The sequence below is a fragment of the Nonomuraea insulae genome (assembly GCF_042656245.1).
In genome coordinates this window covers 60,332-77,728 of record NZ_JBHSPA010000116.1, presented here as the reverse complement: position 1 = coordinate 77,728, position 17,397 = coordinate 60,332, and the positions used below count along the sequence as shown (strand labels likewise).

Sequence of the window (17,397 nt, the reverse complement as noted above, 5' to 3'; positions counted from 1 at the left end):
CCCCTTTCCTCGTAGGCCTGTGGCCCACGAGGGCCGCAGAGTCAAACCATGAATCGGTCCTCCGAATTCCCGGTTATCAGATGTTTCGCACGATTTCGTATGGCGCCGCCCTGGTTTGCACCTGCGGCCCGGACCGACGGGAGGAGTCCCTAAACTCGTGGCCATGGATTCCCCAGCCGTCGAGATCGTCGACCTGGTCAAACGTTACGGCGGCACCACGGCCGTCGACGGCCTCACCCTCCGCGCCGAACGCGGCGCGGTCACCGCGGTCCTCGGTCCCAACGGCGCGGGCAAGACCTCCACGGTGGAGATCTGCGAGGGGTTCCGCAAGGCCGACGGCGGCACGGTCAGAGTGCTGGGCCTGGCGCCCACACTGCCCGAGTTGCGACCACGGGTGGGGGTCATGCTCCAGGCGGGCGGCGTCCCACCGGCGATGCGCTGCGCCGAGTGGCTGCGTCTGGTCTCCCGCTTCTACGCCCATCCGCTCGACACGGGGGCGCTGCTGGTGCGGCTGGGGCTGAATGAGCACGTACGCACCCCGTACCGGCGGTTGTCGGGCGGGCAGCAGCAGCGGCTGTCGCTGGCCGCGGCCGTCGTCGGGCGGCCCGAGCTGGTCTTCCTCGACGAGCCGACGGCCGGCCTCGACCCGCAGGCCAGGCACGCCTGCTGGGAGCTCGTGGGCGAGCTGCGCGGCGCGGGCGTGTCAGTGGTGCTGACCACGCACCACATGGACGAGGCCGAGCGGCTGGCCGACCACGTCGTGATCATCGACAGGGGGCGCGTGGTGGCCGAGGGCAGCCCCGCCTCGCTCACCGGGGCCGAGCGGCAGCTGCGCTTCAGGGCGCGGCCAGGGCTGGCGCTGGAGGAGGTGCTCAACGCGCTGCCCTCCGGCAGCGCGGCCAAGGAGTCGCCCGCCGGGCACTACATCATCGAGGGCCGGGTGGGGCCGGAGCTGCTGGCCACGGTGACGGCCTGGTGCGCGGCCGAGGGCGTCACGGCCGACGACCTGCGCATCGAACGCCGCACTCTCGAAGACGTCTTCCTCGAACTGACGGGCAGGGAGCTGCGATGACCGCGCTGGACTTCACCCCGGCACCCGGCGCGGCGCCGTTCCCCCGCATGGTGCTGGCCCAGGCGGGCGCCGAGATCCGCGCGATGTTGCGCAACGGGGAGCAGCTCCTGCTGACCCTCATCATCCCGGTGCTGCTGCTGACCGGCTTCTCGCTGGCGCCGCTGATCGACGTCGGGAGCGGGCGGCGGGTGGACTTCCTGGCGCCGGGGGTGCTGGCGCTGGCGGTCATGTCCACGGCCTTCACCGGGCAGGCCATCGCGACCGGCTTCGAACGCCGCTACGGCGTGCTCAAGCGGATCGGCGCGACCCCGCTGTCCAGGGGCGGGCTCATGCTCGCCAAGACCGCGGCCGTCGTGGGCGTGGAGGCCATCCAGGCCGTGGTCATCGTGGCCGTGGGGCTGGCGCTGGGGTGGCGGCCGCACGGGTCGTTCCTGAGCGCGGCCCTGCTCATCGTGCTGGGCACCGCGGCCTTCAGCGGGCTGGGGCTGCTCATGGCCGGCACCCTGCGCGCGGAGGCCACGCTGGCCGGGGCCAACCTGGTCTACCTGGTGCTGCTGGGGGCGGGCGGGGTGGTGTTCCCGCTCACGAAGTTCCCCGAGGGGGTGCGGCCGGTCCTGGAGGCGCTGCCCATCTCGGCCCTGACCGGCGGCCTGCGCGCGATACTCACCGAGGGGGCCGCGCTGCCGCTCGGCCCGGTGGCGGTGCTGGCCTGCTGGGCGGTGCTGACGCTGGCGCTGGTCTCCCGCACGTTCCGCTGGGAGTGAGGCGGGCGACGGGCTCCGCATGTCCACGTAACCGGCCCACTGTGCGCCGTTGCGGCGGCCGGCCATGTGCGGGAATCAGGAGCGTCTCCCTGGAGGGCCCTCAGCCACGGTCGGCGTCCGGTGTGACGGCGGCTCCGCCGTAAGAGATGGAAGAAGAGAGCCCGTAGCGGCGGCGGGAGAGGGAGGCGACGGCGGTCAGGGGGACGGTGGCCGCCGCGGCCAGGCCGAACAGCAGGGCGTAGCGGCCCTGGTCGGCCAGGAGGCCCGCGGCCCACGACGCGACGGCGCTGCCGACGAACAGGGCACAGGCGAAGAAGGCGATCGTGGTGCCCCTGGCCTCGGGGACGACCGAGGTGGCCCAGGTCTGGAGCGAGGAGTGGAGGAACGACCAGCCGCCGCCCAGCAGCAGTGCCGTGACGGCCACCGTGGGCACGCTGACGTACACCGACACGATCGCGAACCCCACGCAGAGCTGCGTCCCGCCCACGAGCATCAGCAGGGGCGCGGGCCAGCGGCCCGACAGGCGCTTGACGAGCTTGGAGAAGGCCCACAGACCCAGTCCGTACGCGGTGATGGCCAGGCCCGCCACGGCGGCGTCGAGCCCGGTGTGCTGCAGCGCGGTGGCCAGGAAGGGCATGGCGCCGAGCATGATCGCCCCCTCGGTGAAGGCCAGCCCGAACACCAGCAGCGCCCACCGCTGCCCGAGCACGGCCCCCAGGTAGCGGCGCACCCCCTGGACGGCCCCCTCGTGGCGGGGCGGTTCCGGCAGGGAGCGCAGCGACAGCGCGCAGACCAGGGCGCAGACGGCCGGGACGGCGAAGCCCACCCGCCAGTCCACCAGCCCCGCGACCACCCCGCCGAGCCCCGTGGCCAGGGCCGTGCCGAGGGCGGCGGCGGCCAGGAGGTCGGTGAGGGCGCGGTGGCGGTGAGAGGGCTCGACGGTGTCGCCCACGTACGTCAGGCCCGTGGGGATCACCGCGCCGAAGCAGGCGCCCGTCACGACGCGGGCCACCACCAGCGTGGCCAGGGCGGGCATCAGCGCCGAGGCCGCCCCCGCCACCGCGGCGCCGAACAGCGCCCAGCGCATCACCCGTACGCGGCCGAACCGGTCCGACAGCAGTCCCCACAGAGGCTGGGTGAGCCCGTAGGCCAGGTAGTAGCCGCTGGCGGCGGCGACCGAGGCCGCGAGCGAGACGTCCAGGTCGATGGCGATGAGCACCAGCATCGGGCTCACGGCGAAGCGGTCGAAGCTGCTGACGAACGACGCCACGGACACGGTGAACGGCGGGCGGGTAAGGCTTACGGGGAGAGCGGCGGGGGCTTCCATGCGTCCATGGTTCGTTTGTTCGGAAAATTGATCCAGTAGGCAGTAGTACCACCCTAAATCGGGACATGAGTAAGCTCTGAAGGTTGCCCTGCGTCTCCTGAGGAGTCCCGTGACCGCCTTCGCCCTCGACGACCCGCTCGACCGCGGCTCCGGCCTGCCCAAGCCGGGAAACCTGCTGCGTACCGCCGCGGACTCGATCCCGCCCTCCGGGCTCGTGCTGCTGGCCATCTTCTCGGTGCAGCTCGGCGCCGGCTTCGCCAAGGAGCTGTTCGCGACGCTGCCGCCGAGCGCGGTGGTGTTCCTGCGCATCGCGGCCGGGGCGCTGATCATGGGCGCTTTCGTACGGCCCAGGCTCAAAGGCCTGTCGTGGCGCGACTGGGCGGTGGGGATCGGCTTCGGCGCGACGCTCGCCCTCATGAACCTGGCCTTCTACGAGGCTCTGGCGCGGCTGCCGATGGGGATCGCGGTGGCGATCGAGTTCCTCGGGCCGCTGGGCGTGGCGGTGGCGGCCTCACGGCGGCGGATCGACCTGCTGTGGGTCGGGCTGGCGGCGGCGGGCGTGGCGCTGCTGGCCCCGTGGGGCGAGTCGGCCTCGGTGAGCTGGGCCGGCATCGGGTTCGCGATGGTCGCGGGGGTCTGCTGGGCGGGGTACATCCTGCTGTCGTCGGCGGCCGGGCAGCGCTTCCCCGGGACGAGCGGGCTGGCGTTCGCGATGATCGTCTCGGCCCTGGTGATCGCCCCTGTCGGGGTCGTCAGCGGCGGGGCCGGGCTGTTGCAGCCGGAGATCCTGCTGATCGGGCTGGGTGTGGGCCTGCTGTCGTCGGTGATCCCGTACTCGCTGGAGCTGCAGGCGCTGCGGCGGATGCCCAAGCACGTGTTCGGCATCCTGATGAGCGTGGAGCCGGCCGTGGCGGCGATGATCGGCGTGCTGCTGCTGGGCGAGCTCCTGCACGCGCAGCAGTGGGCGGCGATCATCTGCATCGTGGCCGCCAGCCTGGGCTCGACCCGGGCGAGCCGGCGCAAGAAGTAGCGGCAGGCAAGAGGTAGCGGCAGGCCCGTGGAGGGCCGCCGCGCGCCCGTGGGATGGGGTCTCTCGGACGCGCGGCGGGGGGCTCGGCTCGATGGGCGGGTGTGCCGAGCCCGGCGAAGGTCAGCGGAGTGCGGGTGTCCGCTTGACCAGGTAGGTGCCACCACCGGAGCCGGGGTGGCCGGTCCGCTGGGACCGGGGATCGCGGGACCGCCGGCGCTCGCCTGAAGGCGTCGCCCGGCCGGCCCGCATTGAGATTACCGCCATCGGGGAGTGCTCGATCCCCGAATGTCGGAACTTAACGCTCAGTGCTCGTCAATAAGCTCTGTGCTCGTCAATAAGCTCTGTGCTCGTCAATAAGCTCTGTGCTCGCCAATACCCTCAGTGCTCGCCAATGCCCCGCCCGGATACCGCTCGTCAGTGCTCGGCCCAAATACCGCGTACATGGCCGATGTGCTCCGCCATGAGCCGGCCGACGGCCGCGCCGTCGCCGCTCTTGAGCGCGTCGAGCAGCTCCAGGTGCTCCCTGGCGGAGCCGCTCAGCGTGCCGCGCTCGGAGAGCTGGGACAGGCCGTAGAGCCTGGCCCTGTTGCGCAGGTCGCGCACCACCGAGACCAGGTGGGCGTTGCCGCACAGGGACAGCAGCTCGACGTGGAAGCGCAGGTCGGCGTCCACGTACGCGAGCAGGTCGCCCCGCTCACTGGCCGAGACGATCTCCTCGGCGATGGGCCGCAGCCGCTCGAACTCCTCCGCCCGCGAGCTGTCGGCCAGCCTGGACACCGTGGGCACCTCGATGAGCTGGCGGATCTCGGTGAGCTCGTCGAGGTCGCGGTCGGACAGTTCGGTCACCCGGAAGCCCTTGTTGCGCACCGCCTCGACCAGGCCCTCCTTCGCCAGGTCGAGCATGGCCTCGCGTACGGGGGTGGCCGAGACGCCGAACTGGGCGGCCAGCACCGGCGCGGAGTAGACCACCCCTGGCCGCATCTCCCCCGTGATCAGCGCCGCACGCAGCGCGTGCGCGACCTGCTCGCGCAGGCTCTGCCGCTCCCCCACCATCGGCAGGTCGAGCCGGTCGTCGGCAGCCATCCGCCATCCCTTCTATGTCCACGCCTCGTATGCGGCAGCCGCGACCACGAGGTCCTCCCACGCCATGCCCGTGCTCTTGAACACGCGCGGCCCCGGACCGGCGACCACCCTGCCGGCGACGAGGTCGGCGAGGTTACCGGCGAGATGGCGAGAGGTGATCGTACCCCGGCGGATCGGGATGATCAGATCTCCCGCCTCCTCCAGGGCGGCCGCCCTGGCCTCGACGACCACGGTGGCGCGTGCGACGAGGTCGCCGTCCAGTTCGCGGGCACCGGGCTCGTGCGACCCGACCGCGACGACGGTGACGCCGTCGCGGGCGAGCTTACCGGGGAACAGGGGCTCCCTGGCGGTGGTGCAGCAGGCGACCAGATCGGCTCCGCCCACGGCCCGCGCCACGCCGCCTCCCGCTGAGCCGGGAGGGTCGGTCAGGGCGCGGGCGGTCAGGCCCAGGCCGCGGCATCGGGTGGCGAGCGCCTCGGCCCTGCCGGGGTCGCGGCCCACGATCGTCACGTCCTCCACGGGGCGTACCGCGCGCAGCGCCAGCACGTGCCCGTACGCCTGGGGGCCGCTCCCGTACACCACCAGCCGCCGCGCCCCCGGCTCTGCCAGGTGGCGGACGGCGAGGGCGGAGACGGCGGGGGTGCGGAGCGAGGTGAGCGCGATCCCGTCCATGGCGGCCAGCGGGGCCAGGGTGCCGCCGTCGAACAGCAGGTAGGTCCCCTGGATCCGGGGCAGACCGCGCTCCGCGTTGCCGGGGGCGATGCTGACCGCCTTGACCCCCACGTAGCTCCGGGTGGCGGCGGGCATGAGCAGGAGCTGGCCGGCGGGCACGTCCACGACGGGGCGCTGCGGGGTGGCCTCCGGGTCGAGCCCGGCCCGCAGCGCGTCCTCCAGGACGTCCACGGCCCGCTCCATCGGCACCAGGCGTTCCAGCGTGGCGGCGTCGAGGTAGGGCAATCCGTTCATCGCAGGGTGAACCCGTTCTGGAAGGGGTCGGCGGGGTCGAGTTCGAAGGTGTGCCTGCCGGTCCTGTACGCCATGCCGTCGATCTCCACGATCACGCCGCCGGGGGTCTGCTCGCGTACGCGGGCGGTGAAGACGCTGCCGACGACGCTCTCGTGGACGAGGTCGCCGGTGTGCCCCTCGTCGTGCAGGAGCGCCACCCTGGCGGCGGTGCCGGAGCCGCACGGTGAGCGGTCCACCTCGCCGTCGGCGAACACGGTCACGTTGCGCTGCCGCCCGGCCCCCAGGTCGTCGTAGAAGATGACGCCGTACACGCCGGACAGGCGTTCGTCGGACGGGTGTTCCGCGGCCGGATGGCCGGCCAGTGCGGCCTTGATCCGACGGGCGTGGCCGATGAGGGCGTCCAGGTGGCGGGGTTCGACGGACAGGCCGAGGGCCGAGGCCGGCACGGACGCGTAGATGGCGCCGCCGTAGGAGACGTCCACGTGCACGCCGGCGACGGGCAGGCCGCGGGCGATGACGAAGGAGGGGACGTTGACGAAGGTCACGCCGTCGACCCGGCCTCCCGACGTGCGCACGCGGGCCGTGACGCGGCCCGACGGCACGTCCACCAGCACCTCCGTCACGCCGTCCGGGGGCGCCTCGACCAGCCCCTCGTGCACCGCGTAGGCCCCCAGCGCGATCGTGCCGTGCCCGCAGGCGGTGGAGAAGCCGTCCTTGTGCCAGAACAGCGCCCCCAGGTGCGCGCCGGGGTCGTCCGGCGGGACCAGGAAGCAGCCGTACATGTCGGCGTGGCCGCGCGGCTCGTGGCACAACAACCGCCGTACGTCGTCGAACCCGGCCATCGCGGCGAGGCGGCGGGAGGGCACGTCGGCGCCGGGGACCTCGGGCACCCCACCGGTCACGATCCGGAACGGCTCCCCTGCCGTGTGGTAGTCGACCGTGGAGATCATGGTTCCGGCCTCGCCGGAACCATGAGGGTGCTGCCGCGTCGATCGGTTCACAGCTCGAATCCGGCGGGGAACGGGTCGCGCGGGTCCAGGAAGTACTGGGCGGTGCCGGTGATCCAGGCCCGCCCGGTGATCGACGGCACGACCGCGGGCTCGCCGCCCACCGTGGTCTCCTCCAGGAGCCGGCCGATGAACCGGGTGCCGATGAACGACTCGTTCACGAACTCCCGGCCGAGCGGCAGTTCGCCGCGGGCGTGCAACTGGGCCATGCGGGCGCTGGTGCCGGTGCCGCAGGGCGAGCGGTCGAACCAGCCCGGGTAGATGGCCATGGCGTGCCGCGAGTGGTGGGCGTCGGAGCCCGGGGCGGCGAAGTAGACGTGGTGGCAGCCGCGGATGCGGTCGTCCGCACGGTGCACGGGCTCGTCGGCGGCGTTGATCGCCTCCATGGTGGCCAGGCCGGCGGCGATGATCTCGTTCTTGGCCTTGCGGTCGAAGGGCAGGCCGTAGTGGTCGAGGTTCACCATGGCGTAGAAGTTGCCGCCGTACGCGAGGTCGTACGGGATCTCCCCGAACCCCGGCACGCTCACCTTCGCCTCCAGCCGGTCGCTGTAGGAGGGCACGTTGCGCAGCGTCACCGACATCGCCATGCCGTCCTCGACGGCCACGTCCACCTCGACCAGCCCGGCCGGCACTTCCAGGCGCACGGTCGTGACCGGCTCGACGACCTCCACCATGCCCGTCTCGACCAGCACGGTCGCCACCCCGATCGTGCCGTGCCCGCACATCGGCAGCAGCCCCGACACCTCGATGAACAGCACGCCCCAGTCGGCGTCCGGCCTGGTGGGCGGCTGCAGGATGGCGCCGCTCATGGCCGAGTGGCCGCGCGGTTCGGTCATGAGCAGCGTGCGGATGTGGTCGAGGTTGTCGCGGAAGTAGACCCGCCGCTCGGCCATGCTCGCGCCGGGGATCACGCCGATGCCGCCGGTGATGACCCGGGTGGGCATGCCCTCGGTGTGGGAGTCGACGGCGTGGAACACGCGTTTGGTCCTCATCGCAGCCCTTCTGCCAGTGCCTTCTCGGTCGCCGCCCGCACGATAGCGGCCTGCTCGTCCGTCAGCGGCTGCCGGGGGTGCCTGCACGGGCCTCCGTGGCGGCCGGCGAGGTCCATGGACAGCTTGATGGCCTGCACGAACTCGGTCTTGGAGTCCCAGCGCAGCAGCGGATGCAACGTCCGGTAGAGGGGCAGCGCGCTCTCCACGTCCCCGGCGAGCGCGGCGCGGTAGAGGGCGGCGCTGGAGGCGGGCAGCGCGTTGGGGTACCCGGCGATCCAGCCGACCGCCCCGGCCACGCCGAGCTCCAGCAGCACGTCGTCGGAGCCGACCAGCAGGTCCAGGCCGGGCGCGAGCTCGGCGATCTCGTACGCGCGCCGCACGTCCCCGCTGAACTCCTTGACCGCCACGATCAGCCCCTCCTCGTGCAGCCTGGCCAGCAACGCCGGGGTCAGGTCCACTTTGGTGTCATAGGGGTTGTTGTAGGCCACGATCGGCATGCCCGCCTTGGCCACCTCGCGGTAGTGCTCGACCACGGAGCGCTCGTCGGCCCGGTAGGAGTTGGGCGGCAGCAGCAGCACCGAGCCGCAGCCGGCCTCGCCCGCCTGCTCGGCCCAGTGGCGCGACTCCGCGGCGCCGTAGGCGCTCACGCCCGCCATCACGTTGGGGCCGCCGACGGCCTCGACGGCGGTCTCGATCACCTTGGCCCGCTCCTGCGGGCTGAGCGTCTGGTACTCGCCGAGCGAGCCGTTCGGCACGACGCCGTCGCAGTCGTTGGCGACCAGCCAGCGGCAGTGCCCGGCGAAGCCGTCGTGGTCTATCGACAGGTCCTCGCGCAGGGGCAGCGCGGTGGCCACCATGAGGCCGTGCCAGGGCTTGCTGCGGTTTTCCATCGGGAAGTCCTCCATGAGTTCGGGGGTTCAGTTCGGTTCGTCAAGGGAGGCGAGGGCGCCGAGGGTGACGGGCTGGGCGATGGGGCGGCGGGGCGGCTGGGGCTTCTCTCCCGCCAGGCAGGCGACGGCGTGGCCGCAGATGCGGCCTTGGCACCAGCCCATGCCGGGGCGGGCCAGGAGTTTGACGGAGCGCGCGTCGGTGGCGCCGAGGCGTTGCGCCTCCCGTACGGCGGCCAGCGGCACTTCCTCGCACCGGCACACGATCGTGTCGTCGCGCAACCACCCCTGCCAGCCCGCCTGTACGGGGTAGGCCCGCTGCAACGCCTCCCCGAACGCCCGCCACCGCTCCCGCCGCCGCATCAGCACGGGGGGAACCTCCTGGGAGGCGATGGAGCGGCCCGCGATGCGGCCCTCCAGCTCGGCCAGCCGCCACCCGCCGACGCCGGCCGGCTCCCCGGCCGCCCAGACGCCGGGCACCGTGGTGCGCAGCGTGTCGTCCACGTTCAGCACGGGGCTGCCGTCCACGTCGTGCCGGGTCACGCACCCGAGCTGCGTGCCCAGTTCGATCTGCGGCACGAACCCGTAGCCCACGGCCACGGCGTCGCATTCGACGACCCGGGTGGCCAGAACGTTCCAGTCCTGGTCGAGGCGGGCCACGGTGACGGCCTCCACCTCGCGCTCCCCGTGGGCGGCGACCACGGCCTGCCGCGTCCGGTACGGCACCCGATGCCGGGCCAGGGCGGCCGCGTACCCCGCCGCCTCCCCGGCCTTCCCCAGGGCCAGCAGTGGATGACGGCCCAGCCCGAGGCCGCCGTTGGCCTCGTGCACACCGAGCACCCGAGCCCCCGCCCCGGCCAGCCCCGTGGCCACGGGCAGCAGGAACGGCCCCGTGCCGGAGACGACGATCCGCCGCCCCGCCACGACTCCCGCGCCCTTGAGCAGCGCCTGCGCGCCTCCGGCGGTGAGCACTCCTGGCAGGTCCCAGCCGGGGAAGGGCAGCGGGCGGTCGTGCGCCCCGGTCGCGATCAGCAACCGCCGCGCCCGCAACTCCACGGCCCGCTCGCCTGAGGAGTCCCGGGTCAGGCAGTGGACGAGCAGGTCGCCGTCCGGCTCGCGGGAGACGTTCCACACCTGGTGCCGCGTCAGCACCTCGCCCCGCGCCTCGAACGCGCGCGCCTGCCGCAGGAACCGGTCCAGCCCGGGGGCCGCCTTGGGAACGGCGGTGTGCCGGAAGTACTGGCCGCCGAGCCGCGGCCCGGAGTCCACCAGCGCCACCCGCAGCCCGGCCAGCGCCGCCGTGAGCGCGCCCGCCACCCCGGCGGGCCCGCCGCCGGCCACCACGAGGTCGTACGTCACGCCGTCGTCACCTCATCCCCCGGCGAAGCCTCCAGCAGGCAGGCCCGCTCAGGCTCCCGCCCGTTGACCGAGATCAGGCAGTCGAAGCAGACGCCGATCCCGCAGAACAGCCCGCGCTGCCGGCCACCGAACCGGGTGGTCCGCCACGACCGCACCCCGGCCGCGTGCAGCGCCGCGCCGATCGTCTGCCCCGTCACGACCGGCACCGGCCGGCCGTCCACGGTGATGTCGAAACTCACGTCGGAACTCACGCGGCCTCCTGGGAGGTGAAGCGGTCGGGGCGGAAGGGGCTCAGGTCCAGGTCGGGCCGCTCGCCGGCGATGAGCTGGGCGAGCAGGTGCCCGGTGGCCGGGGCGAGCCCGATGCCGGCCCCCTCGTGCCCGCACGCGTGGTACAGCCCCGGCGCGCGGGGGTCGGCGCCGATGACGGGCAGGTGGTCGGGGCAGTACGGCCGGAACCCGCAGTACGACCTGATGGCCCGCACGTCGCGCAGCGCCGGGAACAGCGCCACCGCCTGCGCGGCCAGCCGTGCCAGGACCGGCACCGACGTCGTGCGGTCGAACCCGACCCGCTCCCTGCTGGCCCCGATGAGCACGGTCCCCGCGGGCGTGCCCTCGACGACGGCCGAGGTCTCCAGTCCGGCGGAGTCGCTGGCCACGTTCGTCACGTAGGCGGCGGTGTAGACCTTGTGCCTGATGAGAGGTTCGAGCAGCGGCTCGGTGACGAGGATGAACCCGCGTCTGGGCCGGACCGGCAGGTCCACGCCCGCCAGCGCGGCCACCTCGCCGCCCCAGGTGCCGGCCGCGTTGACGACGGCGCCGCCGAGCAGGTCGCCGTGCGAGGTGCGCACGCCGGTCACGCGCTCTCCCGACCGGAGGACCCCGGTCACCGTGACGCCGAGGCGCAGCCGCAGCGTGCCGTGACCGAAGCTGTCGGCCCCGTGCCTGAGCAGGGCGGCGGCGGCCAGCATGGGCTGCACCTGCGCGTCCTGCGGGTAGTAGACGCCACCGGCCAGGCCCTCGGCCAGGTGCGGCTCGTAGTCGCGCAGCTCCGACGCGGGCACAAGCGAGTGCTCCAGGCCCTGCTTGGCGACCAGGCCGGTGAGCTGCCGCTGGACCTCCTCGGTCTCGGCGACGACGAGCCCGCCTTTGGGCTCGAACTCGAACCCTTGCCCCGTCGGTGAGCCCGTCAGTGAGCCCGCGAGTGAGCGCCACAGCCGGTTCGACAACACGGCCAGGTCCAGCTCGGGCCCCGGTTCCTTGTCGGACACCAGCACGTTGCCCTCGCCCGAGCCCGTCGTGCCACCCGCCACGGGTCCCCGGTCGACCACGGTCACGTCGAGACCCGCGCGCGCGGCGTAATAGGCACAGGCCGCGCCCACCACTCCGGCGCCGACCACGATCACGTCGGACATCCCCACCTCCACCCAGTAATATGTCACATACCTTGGGGTCTTGAGAAGCCTGTTCCCGATGGCGGGACCGACCGGACCGGCCCCTACCATCGATGTCGTGAAGCTACCCACGGACAACCCCAACCCCCTCGTGCGTTTTCTGCTGTCCTTCTGGGCGCCCAGCGCCCGGTCGATGCGCGGCTGGGCGATGGCGTCCGTGGTGGTCAACGCGGGGATCACGGTGACCGGGGCGGGCGTGCGCGTCACGGCCTCCGGGCTCGGCTGCCCGACCTGGCCGAGGTGCACGCCCGACAGCTTCGTCCCGGTGTTGCACCCCGAGGTCGACCCGCTCAACATGGCCGTGGAGTTCGGCAACCGGCTGCTGACGTTCCTGGTGCTGGCCGTGGGCGTGGCGTGCGTGCTGGCCGCGCTGCGGATGGCGCCGCGCCGCACCTCGCTGGTGCGCCTGGCCTGGCTGCAGCCGGTCGGCATCCTCGCCCAGGCCCTGTGGGGCGGGCTGGTGGTCAACACGATGCTCAACCCGTTCACCGTGGGCACGCACTACCTCATCTCCAGTGGGCTGATCGCCGCCTGCTGGCTGCTGTACGCGCGTGCCGGCGAGGCGGACGGCCCCGTGCGGCGGGTGGCGCACCGCGACATCCGCAGGCTCGGTCACGTGCTGCTCGCGGCGGTGTTCGCGCTGCTGGTGGCCGGGGTGGCGGTCAGCGGCACGGGCCCGCACTCGGGCGATGAGATGGCCTCGCGCTTCGACCTCGACATCGAGGCGGTGGCCCGCTTCCACGCCGACGTGGCCTACGTCGTGGTGGGGCTGACGTTCGCGCTGATGTTCGCCCTGCGCGTGACCAACGCGCCCAGTGCGGCCAGGCGGGCGGCGCTGGGGCTGCTCGGGGTGGAGCTGCTGCAGGGCGTGATCGGCTACACGCAGTACTTCCTGGCCGTGCCGGCCGCGCTGGTCCTGCTGCACGTCATCGGCTCGACCCTGGTCTGGATCGCCGCGCTCAGGGTCGTCACCTCGCTGCGCACCCGCGACCCGGAGTCCGCCTCCGTCGCCCACTCCCCCACCGAAGCAGCCGCCGCCGTCTGATCGGATATGCCAGGGTATGTGGTGTTAGGTCCGCCACTCCCCCGGCCTCGATGGGGTGCGATTTGCTGGGAAAAGTCCGCCCCGCTCGGAAGACGCTGCGCCGCGTGTACCAGGGGCTGGTGGTGGTCAGCGTGCTCGCCCTGGCGCCCATGACGTGGGCCTGGCTGAGCAGCTCGGGGCACCGGGCGATGGCCGAGGACCAGGGCTGGCAGGCGCGGGTGCCGCGAACGCAGGCCGCACTCGTGCTGGGAGCGGGCCTGTACGGCACGCGGCCCACCCCGATGCTGGCCCGCAGGCTCGACATCGCCGCCGACCTGTACAAGAGCGGCAAGGTACGGGCACTGCTGCTGTCGGGCGACAACAGCCGCAAGGAGTACGACGAGCCGACGGCCATGCGCGACTACCTGCGCGCCAGGGGCGTGCCCGACGCCGTGATGGTGCTGGACTACGCCGGGTTCGACACGTGGGACTCGTGCGTGCGGGCGCGCAAGGTCTTCGGCGCCGACCGGATCACGGTGGTGACCCAGGAGTTCCACATCCCCAGGGCGGTGACGTTGTGCCGGACGGCGGGGCTGGAGGCGTTCGGGGTGGGTGACGACTCGGTCAGGCGCTGGGCCTCCACCACCTACGCCTACGCCGCCCGCGAGTTGTTCGCCACCGCCAAGGCGTTCGCCGACGCCATGGTCCTGCACTCCGACCCGATCTATCCGGGGCCGCGCGAGGTCTCGCTCACCCGCATCCTGGCTCAGCCCGGAGCGCCGGGCGCGTAACCCAGCGGTCCTGGCTCAGCCGGGAACGCCGGGCTCTTGGCTCAGCCGGGAGCTCCGGGCGCGTAGCCGGGCGGTGGGGAGCCCCTGGCCACCGACCTGGCGTGCATCGACGGCACCGGGAAGTCCGCGCGGGCGGTGCTCATGCACTCCAGCAGCGCGCGCTGCTCCTCATGGAAGGTGTGCTCGTCGACCATGCGGCGGGCCGCCCGCTCGTGCAGCAGCCCGAGCTCGGTGGCGGCGAGCTGGTAGTCGCGCATCGCGCGCAGCCCCCGCTTGCCGCCGTGGGCGCGGGCCCACTGCCTGGCCTGACGGCGCCGGGAGAACGTCGCGAGCATGTAGATGTCAGCCTGCGTGACCAGCTTCGTCGGCTCGTACGGCGGCAGAAAACGCTGGATGAGCGCCACGATGCGCCGCCGGTCCCTGAACACCACGCCGACGAGCACCACCAGCACGACCAGCAGCGCCAGGTAGGCCACCACGAGCCCGGGGAAACCGCCGTAGGAGGCCAGGCCGTTCCACAACCCGTGCAGGATCATCGCTCCCGACCAGCCCGCCAGCACGTAGGTGACCCGCTCGGGCCCGCTGCGCTGGGCCGCGTACGCGACGGCGACCCCGATCATCGAGCTGAACAGCGGATGCGCCAGCGGCGACAGGATGCCGCGCAGCACCACCGTGACCGCCAGCCCCTTGACGCCCGAGGTGGACAGCGCGCCGAGGTAGTAGCTGACGTTCTCGCTCATGGCGAAGCCGAGCCCGACCATGCTGGCGTAGATGACGCCGTCGGTCGGCCCGTCCAGCTCGGCGCGGCGGAACTTGAGCAACCCCAGCAGCACCAGCCCCTTCATCGTCTCCTCCACCACGGGCGCGCCGAAGGTGGCCGCGAGATTGCGGGCGCTGGCCTCGGACAGCTTGGCGGTGTCGATGATGTAGTGCAGGTTGAGCGAGTTGATCACGCCGGCGACCAGCACCGCGATGCCCGCCCCCCAGGCGAAGGCGAAGATCAGGTTGCTGCGCGGCTCCGGCTCCATGCGGTCCAGCGCCAGCACCGCCGCCAGCAGCAGCGGAACCGGCGCCAGCGCCAGCGCGAGGGCGATGAAGAACTGCACCGGCGCGCCGTTGAACACGTCGAAGGAGAACGAGACCAGGGCGCATATGCCGGTGAGGACCAGCCCGATGATCAACGCGAACGATGGGCGGTCCTTCAACACCCAGCGTGGATCACGGGTCGCCATAGGGTGACTTTAACGGATCAGAGTGCCGGGGTCCGTGCGGGTCGGCGCAGTGCGGGTCGAGGCCGGGAACGCCGTGATCGACCTGGAGCGTCGTGTGGCCGATCTGGAACCGCTCGTGCAGCAGGTCCGCGAGCCGTGTGCGCACCTGGTGACAGTCCGAGCCCTTCGAGACGATCACGTGGGCCGACAGCGTGGGGTACCCACTCGTCACCGTCCAGACATGGAGGTCGTGCACCTCCTCCACGTCCCGCTCGGCGGCCAGCAGCCGGCCGATCTCGTCGGGGTCGAGGTCGTCGGGCGCCGCCTGGAGCAGCACGCGGCCCGAGTCGCGCAGCAGCCCCCAGCCGGCCTTGAGCATGAGCGCGGCCACGACGAGGGCGGCGATCGCGTCGGCCTGGCGGAAGCCGGTCAGCCAGACGACGAGGCCGGCCACGGCGGTGGCGATGAAGGCGTACATGTCGTTGAGCACGTGCTGGAAGGCGCCCTCGACGTTGAGGCTGCGCCGGTTCGCCTTGGACAGCAGCCAGGCGGCCAGCGCGTTGACGGCGATCCCGGCCACGGCGGTGACCACCACGACCGGGCCGTGCACGTCGGGCGGCTCCAAGAGCCTGCGCACGCTCTCATAGACGAAGTACGCCACCAGCAGCAGCAGCGTCACCCCGTTGATCTGCGCGGAGAGGATCTCGGCCCGCTTGTAGCCGAAGGTGTAGGCGCCCTTGGCCGGCCTGGCGGCGACGCGCATGGCGATCAGCGCCAGCCCGATGGCCGTGGCGTCGGTCAGCATGTGGGCGGCGTCGGAGATCAGCGCGATCGAGTTGGCGACCACACCGGCGACCACCTCGACCACCATGTAGCCGAGGATGAGCGCCAGCGCGCCGACCAGGTAACGCTTGTCGGCGTCCGCGTTCAGCGCGTGCCCGTGCCCATGACCGTGGCCATTGCCGGGCCCGTGATCCCCGCTCATCCGGTCTCCCTCAGGTGCTCCCGGCTCAGGTCGAGCAGCATGCGGACGTGGGCGTCGGCCAGCCGGTAGTAGATCATCCGCCCGGCCCTGCGGCTGGCCACGATGCCCGCCGTACGCAGCAGGCGCAGGGCGTGCGAGACGGCCGTGTCGGTCACCTCCACCGCGTCCGACAGGTCGCACACGCACAACTCCCCCGCCTCCAGCAGCGCGTAGAGCAGCCGGGCCCTCGTGGGGTCGCCGAGCAGGCGGAACAGCTCCGCCAGCCGCGTGGCCTCTTCAGGGGTGACGAGCCTGTCACGGGTGGCCGCGACCCTGGCCGCGTCGGGCTCCTGCACCACGCACCCGTCCAGCCCCGCCACAACACCTGAAGAGCTATTCATATGTGCATGATAAGGGCGGAGAAAAGCCCGGCGCAACGGCCGGGCGGGAAAGGTCAGGCCAGGAGCGGGTCGATCGCCACGGCCAGGAACAGCAGCGCCAGGTAGGCGTTGGACCAGTGGAAGAACCGCATGGGCCGCAGGTCGACACCGCTCTTGCCGGAGTTGAGCCGGCCCAGCAGGCGGTGCACCTCCCACAGGCACATGACGCCGAGCACGGCGGCCACGATCGGGTAGAACAGCGTGGTGCCGGCCACCGGCCACAAGGCCAGCGAGCACAGCACGGTGGCCCAGGTGTAGGCGATCGACTCCAGCACCACCCGCCGCTCGGTGGCCACCACCGGCAACATCGGCACCTTGGCGGCCGCGTAGTCCTCCTTGTAACGCATGGCCAGCGTCCAGGTGTGCGGCGGCGTCCAGAAGAACACCACCCCGAACAACACCAGCGGCGCCCAGTCGAGCCGGTCGGTGATGCCCGCCCAGCCGATCATCACCGGCATGCAGCCCGCGATGCCGCCCCAGACGATGTTCTGGGCCGTGCGCCGCTTGAGGATCATCGAGTAGACCAGCACGTAGAACAGGATCGCCGCGAGCGACAACACCGCGGCCAGCCCGTTCGTGGTCAGCCACAGCCCGGCCGTGGACAGGGCGCCCAGGACGATGCCGAAGATCAGCGCGCCGCGGGGCGAGACCTGGTGCCTGGCCAGCGGCCTGCGGCGGGTGCGGCGCATCATCTGGTCGATGTCGCGGTCCACGTAGCAGTTGAGCGCGTTGGCGCTGCCCGCCGATAGGGTGCCGAACACCATGACCGAGATCGACGTCCACAGCGGCGGCAGGCCGCCCGCGGCGAGGAACATCACCGGCAGCGTCGTGATCAGCAGCAGCTCGATGATCCGCGGCTTGGTGAGCGCTATGTAGGCCTTGATGGTCGTGCCGATCGAGCGCGGCGCCTCCACCTGTGGTGATGGGGCCGTGGCCTGCCTGTTGGTCAGCACCGTCAAGGCGCTTCCAGCCTGTGCGGAGTCAACGCGTAACCTCTGAATAAGAGCGGATCCATGGGTGGGCGCCG

At 72.4% G+C, this 17,397-nt stretch carries 18 protein-coding genes; 5 read left to right on the top strand and 13 right to left on the bottom strand.

Annotation, left to right across the window (positions count from 1 at the left end; translation table 11 throughout):
• Positions 1-163: 163 nt before the first annotated feature.
• Positions 164-1,072: an ABC transporter ATP-binding protein gene (locus ACFPZ3_RS65065; protein ID WP_379524392.1), complete on the top strand. Its 909-nt coding sequence runs from the start codon at positions 164-166 to the stop codon at positions 1,070-1,072.
• Positions 1,069-1,836 carry an ABC transporter permease gene (locus tag ACFPZ3_RS65060; protein WP_379524391.1) on the top strand — a complete coding sequence of 256 codons (768 nt, stop codon included), beginning with the start codon at positions 1,069-1,071 and terminating at the stop codon, positions 1,834-1,836. Before ACFPZ3_RS65065 ends, ACFPZ3_RS65060 begins: the two co-directional genes overlap by 4 nt.
• A 100-nt stretch (positions 1,837-1,936) precedes the next feature.
• On the opposite strand, the gene ACFPZ3_RS65055 is transcribed toward ACFPZ3_RS65060, so the two are convergent.
• Positions 1,937-3,163, bottom strand: coding sequence for an MFS transporter (locus ACFPZ3_RS65055; protein WP_379524390.1), 1,227 nt, complete (start codon positions 3,161-3,163; stop codon positions 1,937-1,939).
• Positions 3,164-3,272: 109 nt separating this feature from the next.
• Between ACFPZ3_RS65055 and ACFPZ3_RS65050 the strand changes: the two genes are divergently transcribed.
• Positions 3,273-4,193 carry an EamA family transporter gene (locus ACFPZ3_RS65050; RefSeq protein WP_379524389.1) on the top strand — a complete coding sequence of 307 codons (921 nt, stop codon included), beginning with the start codon at positions 3,273-3,275 and terminating at the stop codon, positions 4,191-4,193.
• Between the two features lie 414 nt (positions 4,194-4,607).
• Here the strand turns inward: ACFPZ3_RS65050 and ACFPZ3_RS65045 are convergent, their stop codons facing one another.
• The 8 genes from ACFPZ3_RS65045 to ACFPZ3_RS65010 are packed head-to-tail and all read right to left on the bottom strand — an operon-like array spanning position 4,608 to position 11,991.
• Complete coding sequence (locus tag ACFPZ3_RS65045) at positions 4,608-5,276, bottom strand: GntR family transcriptional regulator (RefSeq protein WP_379524388.1); 669 nt, start codon at positions 5,274-5,276, stop codon at positions 4,608-4,610.
• A 12-nt stretch (positions 5,277-5,288) separates the two neighbouring features.
• A complete protein-coding gene (locus ACFPZ3_RS65040) occupies positions 5,289-6,242 on the bottom strand; it encodes an ornithine cyclodeaminase family protein (protein WP_379524387.1) in 954 nt (317 codons plus the stop codon).
• Positions 6,239-7,192 (bottom strand): proline racemase family protein, encoded by a 954-nt coding sequence (locus tag ACFPZ3_RS65035; protein WP_379524386.1) that lies wholly within the window; start codon positions 7,190-7,192, stop codon positions 6,239-6,241. Before ACFPZ3_RS65035 ends, ACFPZ3_RS65040 begins: the two co-directional genes overlap by 4 nt.
• A 47-nt stretch (positions 7,193-7,239) precedes the next feature.
• Entirely contained in the window at positions 7,240-8,241 is a 1,002-nt protein-coding gene (locus tag ACFPZ3_RS65030; protein ID WP_379524385.1) for a proline racemase family protein, read from the bottom strand.
• Positions 8,238-9,131, bottom strand: coding sequence for a dihydrodipicolinate synthase family protein (locus ACFPZ3_RS65025; RefSeq protein WP_379524384.1), 894 nt, complete (start codon positions 9,129-9,131; stop codon positions 8,238-8,240). Before ACFPZ3_RS65025 ends, ACFPZ3_RS65030 begins: the two co-directional genes overlap by 4 nt.
• Positions 9,132-9,158: 27 nt before the next feature.
• Positions 9,159-10,487, bottom strand: coding sequence for an FAD/NAD(P)-dependent oxidoreductase (locus ACFPZ3_RS65020; protein ID WP_379524383.1), 1,329 nt, complete (start codon positions 10,485-10,487; stop codon positions 9,159-9,161).
• Complete coding sequence (locus ACFPZ3_RS65015) at positions 10,484-10,738, bottom strand: (2Fe-2S)-binding protein (protein WP_379524382.1); 255 nt, start codon at positions 10,736-10,738, stop codon at positions 10,484-10,486. The genes ACFPZ3_RS65020 and ACFPZ3_RS65015 overlap by 4 nt, the downstream gene beginning before the upstream one ends.
• Positions 10,735-11,991, bottom strand: coding sequence for an NAD(P)/FAD-dependent oxidoreductase (locus ACFPZ3_RS65010; protein ID WP_379524381.1), 1,257 nt, complete (start codon positions 11,989-11,991; stop codon positions 10,735-10,737). Before ACFPZ3_RS65010 ends, ACFPZ3_RS65015 begins: the two co-directional genes overlap by 4 nt.
• Before the next feature lie 7 nt (positions 11,992-11,998).
• On the opposite strand from ACFPZ3_RS65010, the gene ACFPZ3_RS65005 reads away from it, so the two are divergent.
• Both ACFPZ3_RS65005 and ACFPZ3_RS65000 read left to right on the top strand, forming a co-directional pair.
• Positions 11,999-12,985: a COX15/CtaA family protein gene (locus ACFPZ3_RS65005; RefSeq protein WP_379524380.1), complete on the top strand. Its 987-nt coding sequence runs from the start codon at positions 11,999-12,001 to the stop codon at positions 12,983-12,985.
• A gap of 104 nt (positions 12,986-13,089) precedes the next feature.
• Positions 13,090-13,755: a SanA/YdcF family protein gene (locus ACFPZ3_RS65000; protein ID WP_379524379.1), complete on the top strand. Its 666-nt coding sequence runs from the start codon at positions 13,090-13,092 to the stop codon at positions 13,753-13,755.
• A gap of 41 nt (positions 13,756-13,796) precedes the next feature.
• Here ACFPZ3_RS65000 and ACFPZ3_RS64995 read toward each other — a convergent pair whose 3' ends face one another.
• The 4 genes from ACFPZ3_RS64995 to ACFPZ3_RS64980 are packed head-to-tail and all read right to left on the bottom strand — an operon-like array spanning position 13,797 to position 17,329.
• Positions 13,797-14,987 carry a PrsW family intramembrane metalloprotease gene (locus tag ACFPZ3_RS64995; RefSeq protein WP_379524378.1) on the bottom strand — a complete coding sequence of 397 codons (1,191 nt, stop codon included), beginning with the start codon at positions 14,985-14,987 and terminating at the stop codon, positions 13,797-13,799.
• Positions 14,974-15,951 (bottom strand): cation diffusion facilitator family transporter, encoded by a 978-nt coding sequence (locus tag ACFPZ3_RS64990; RefSeq protein WP_379524377.1) that lies wholly within the window; start codon positions 15,949-15,951, stop codon positions 14,974-14,976. The genes ACFPZ3_RS64995 and ACFPZ3_RS64990 overlap by 14 nt, the downstream gene beginning before the upstream one ends.
• Positions 15,948-16,331, bottom strand: a complete 384-nt coding sequence (locus ACFPZ3_RS64985; protein WP_379524376.1) for an ArsR/SmtB family transcription factor — start codon at positions 16,329-16,331, stop codon at positions 15,948-15,950. Before ACFPZ3_RS64985 ends, ACFPZ3_RS64990 begins: the two co-directional genes overlap by 4 nt.
• A gap of 53 nt (positions 16,332-16,384) precedes the next feature.
• Positions 16,385-17,329: a heme o synthase gene (locus ACFPZ3_RS64980; protein ID WP_379524375.1), complete on the bottom strand. Its 945-nt coding sequence runs from the start codon at positions 17,327-17,329 to the stop codon at positions 16,385-16,387.
• Between the last annotated feature and the right edge of the window lie 68 nt (positions 17,330-17,397).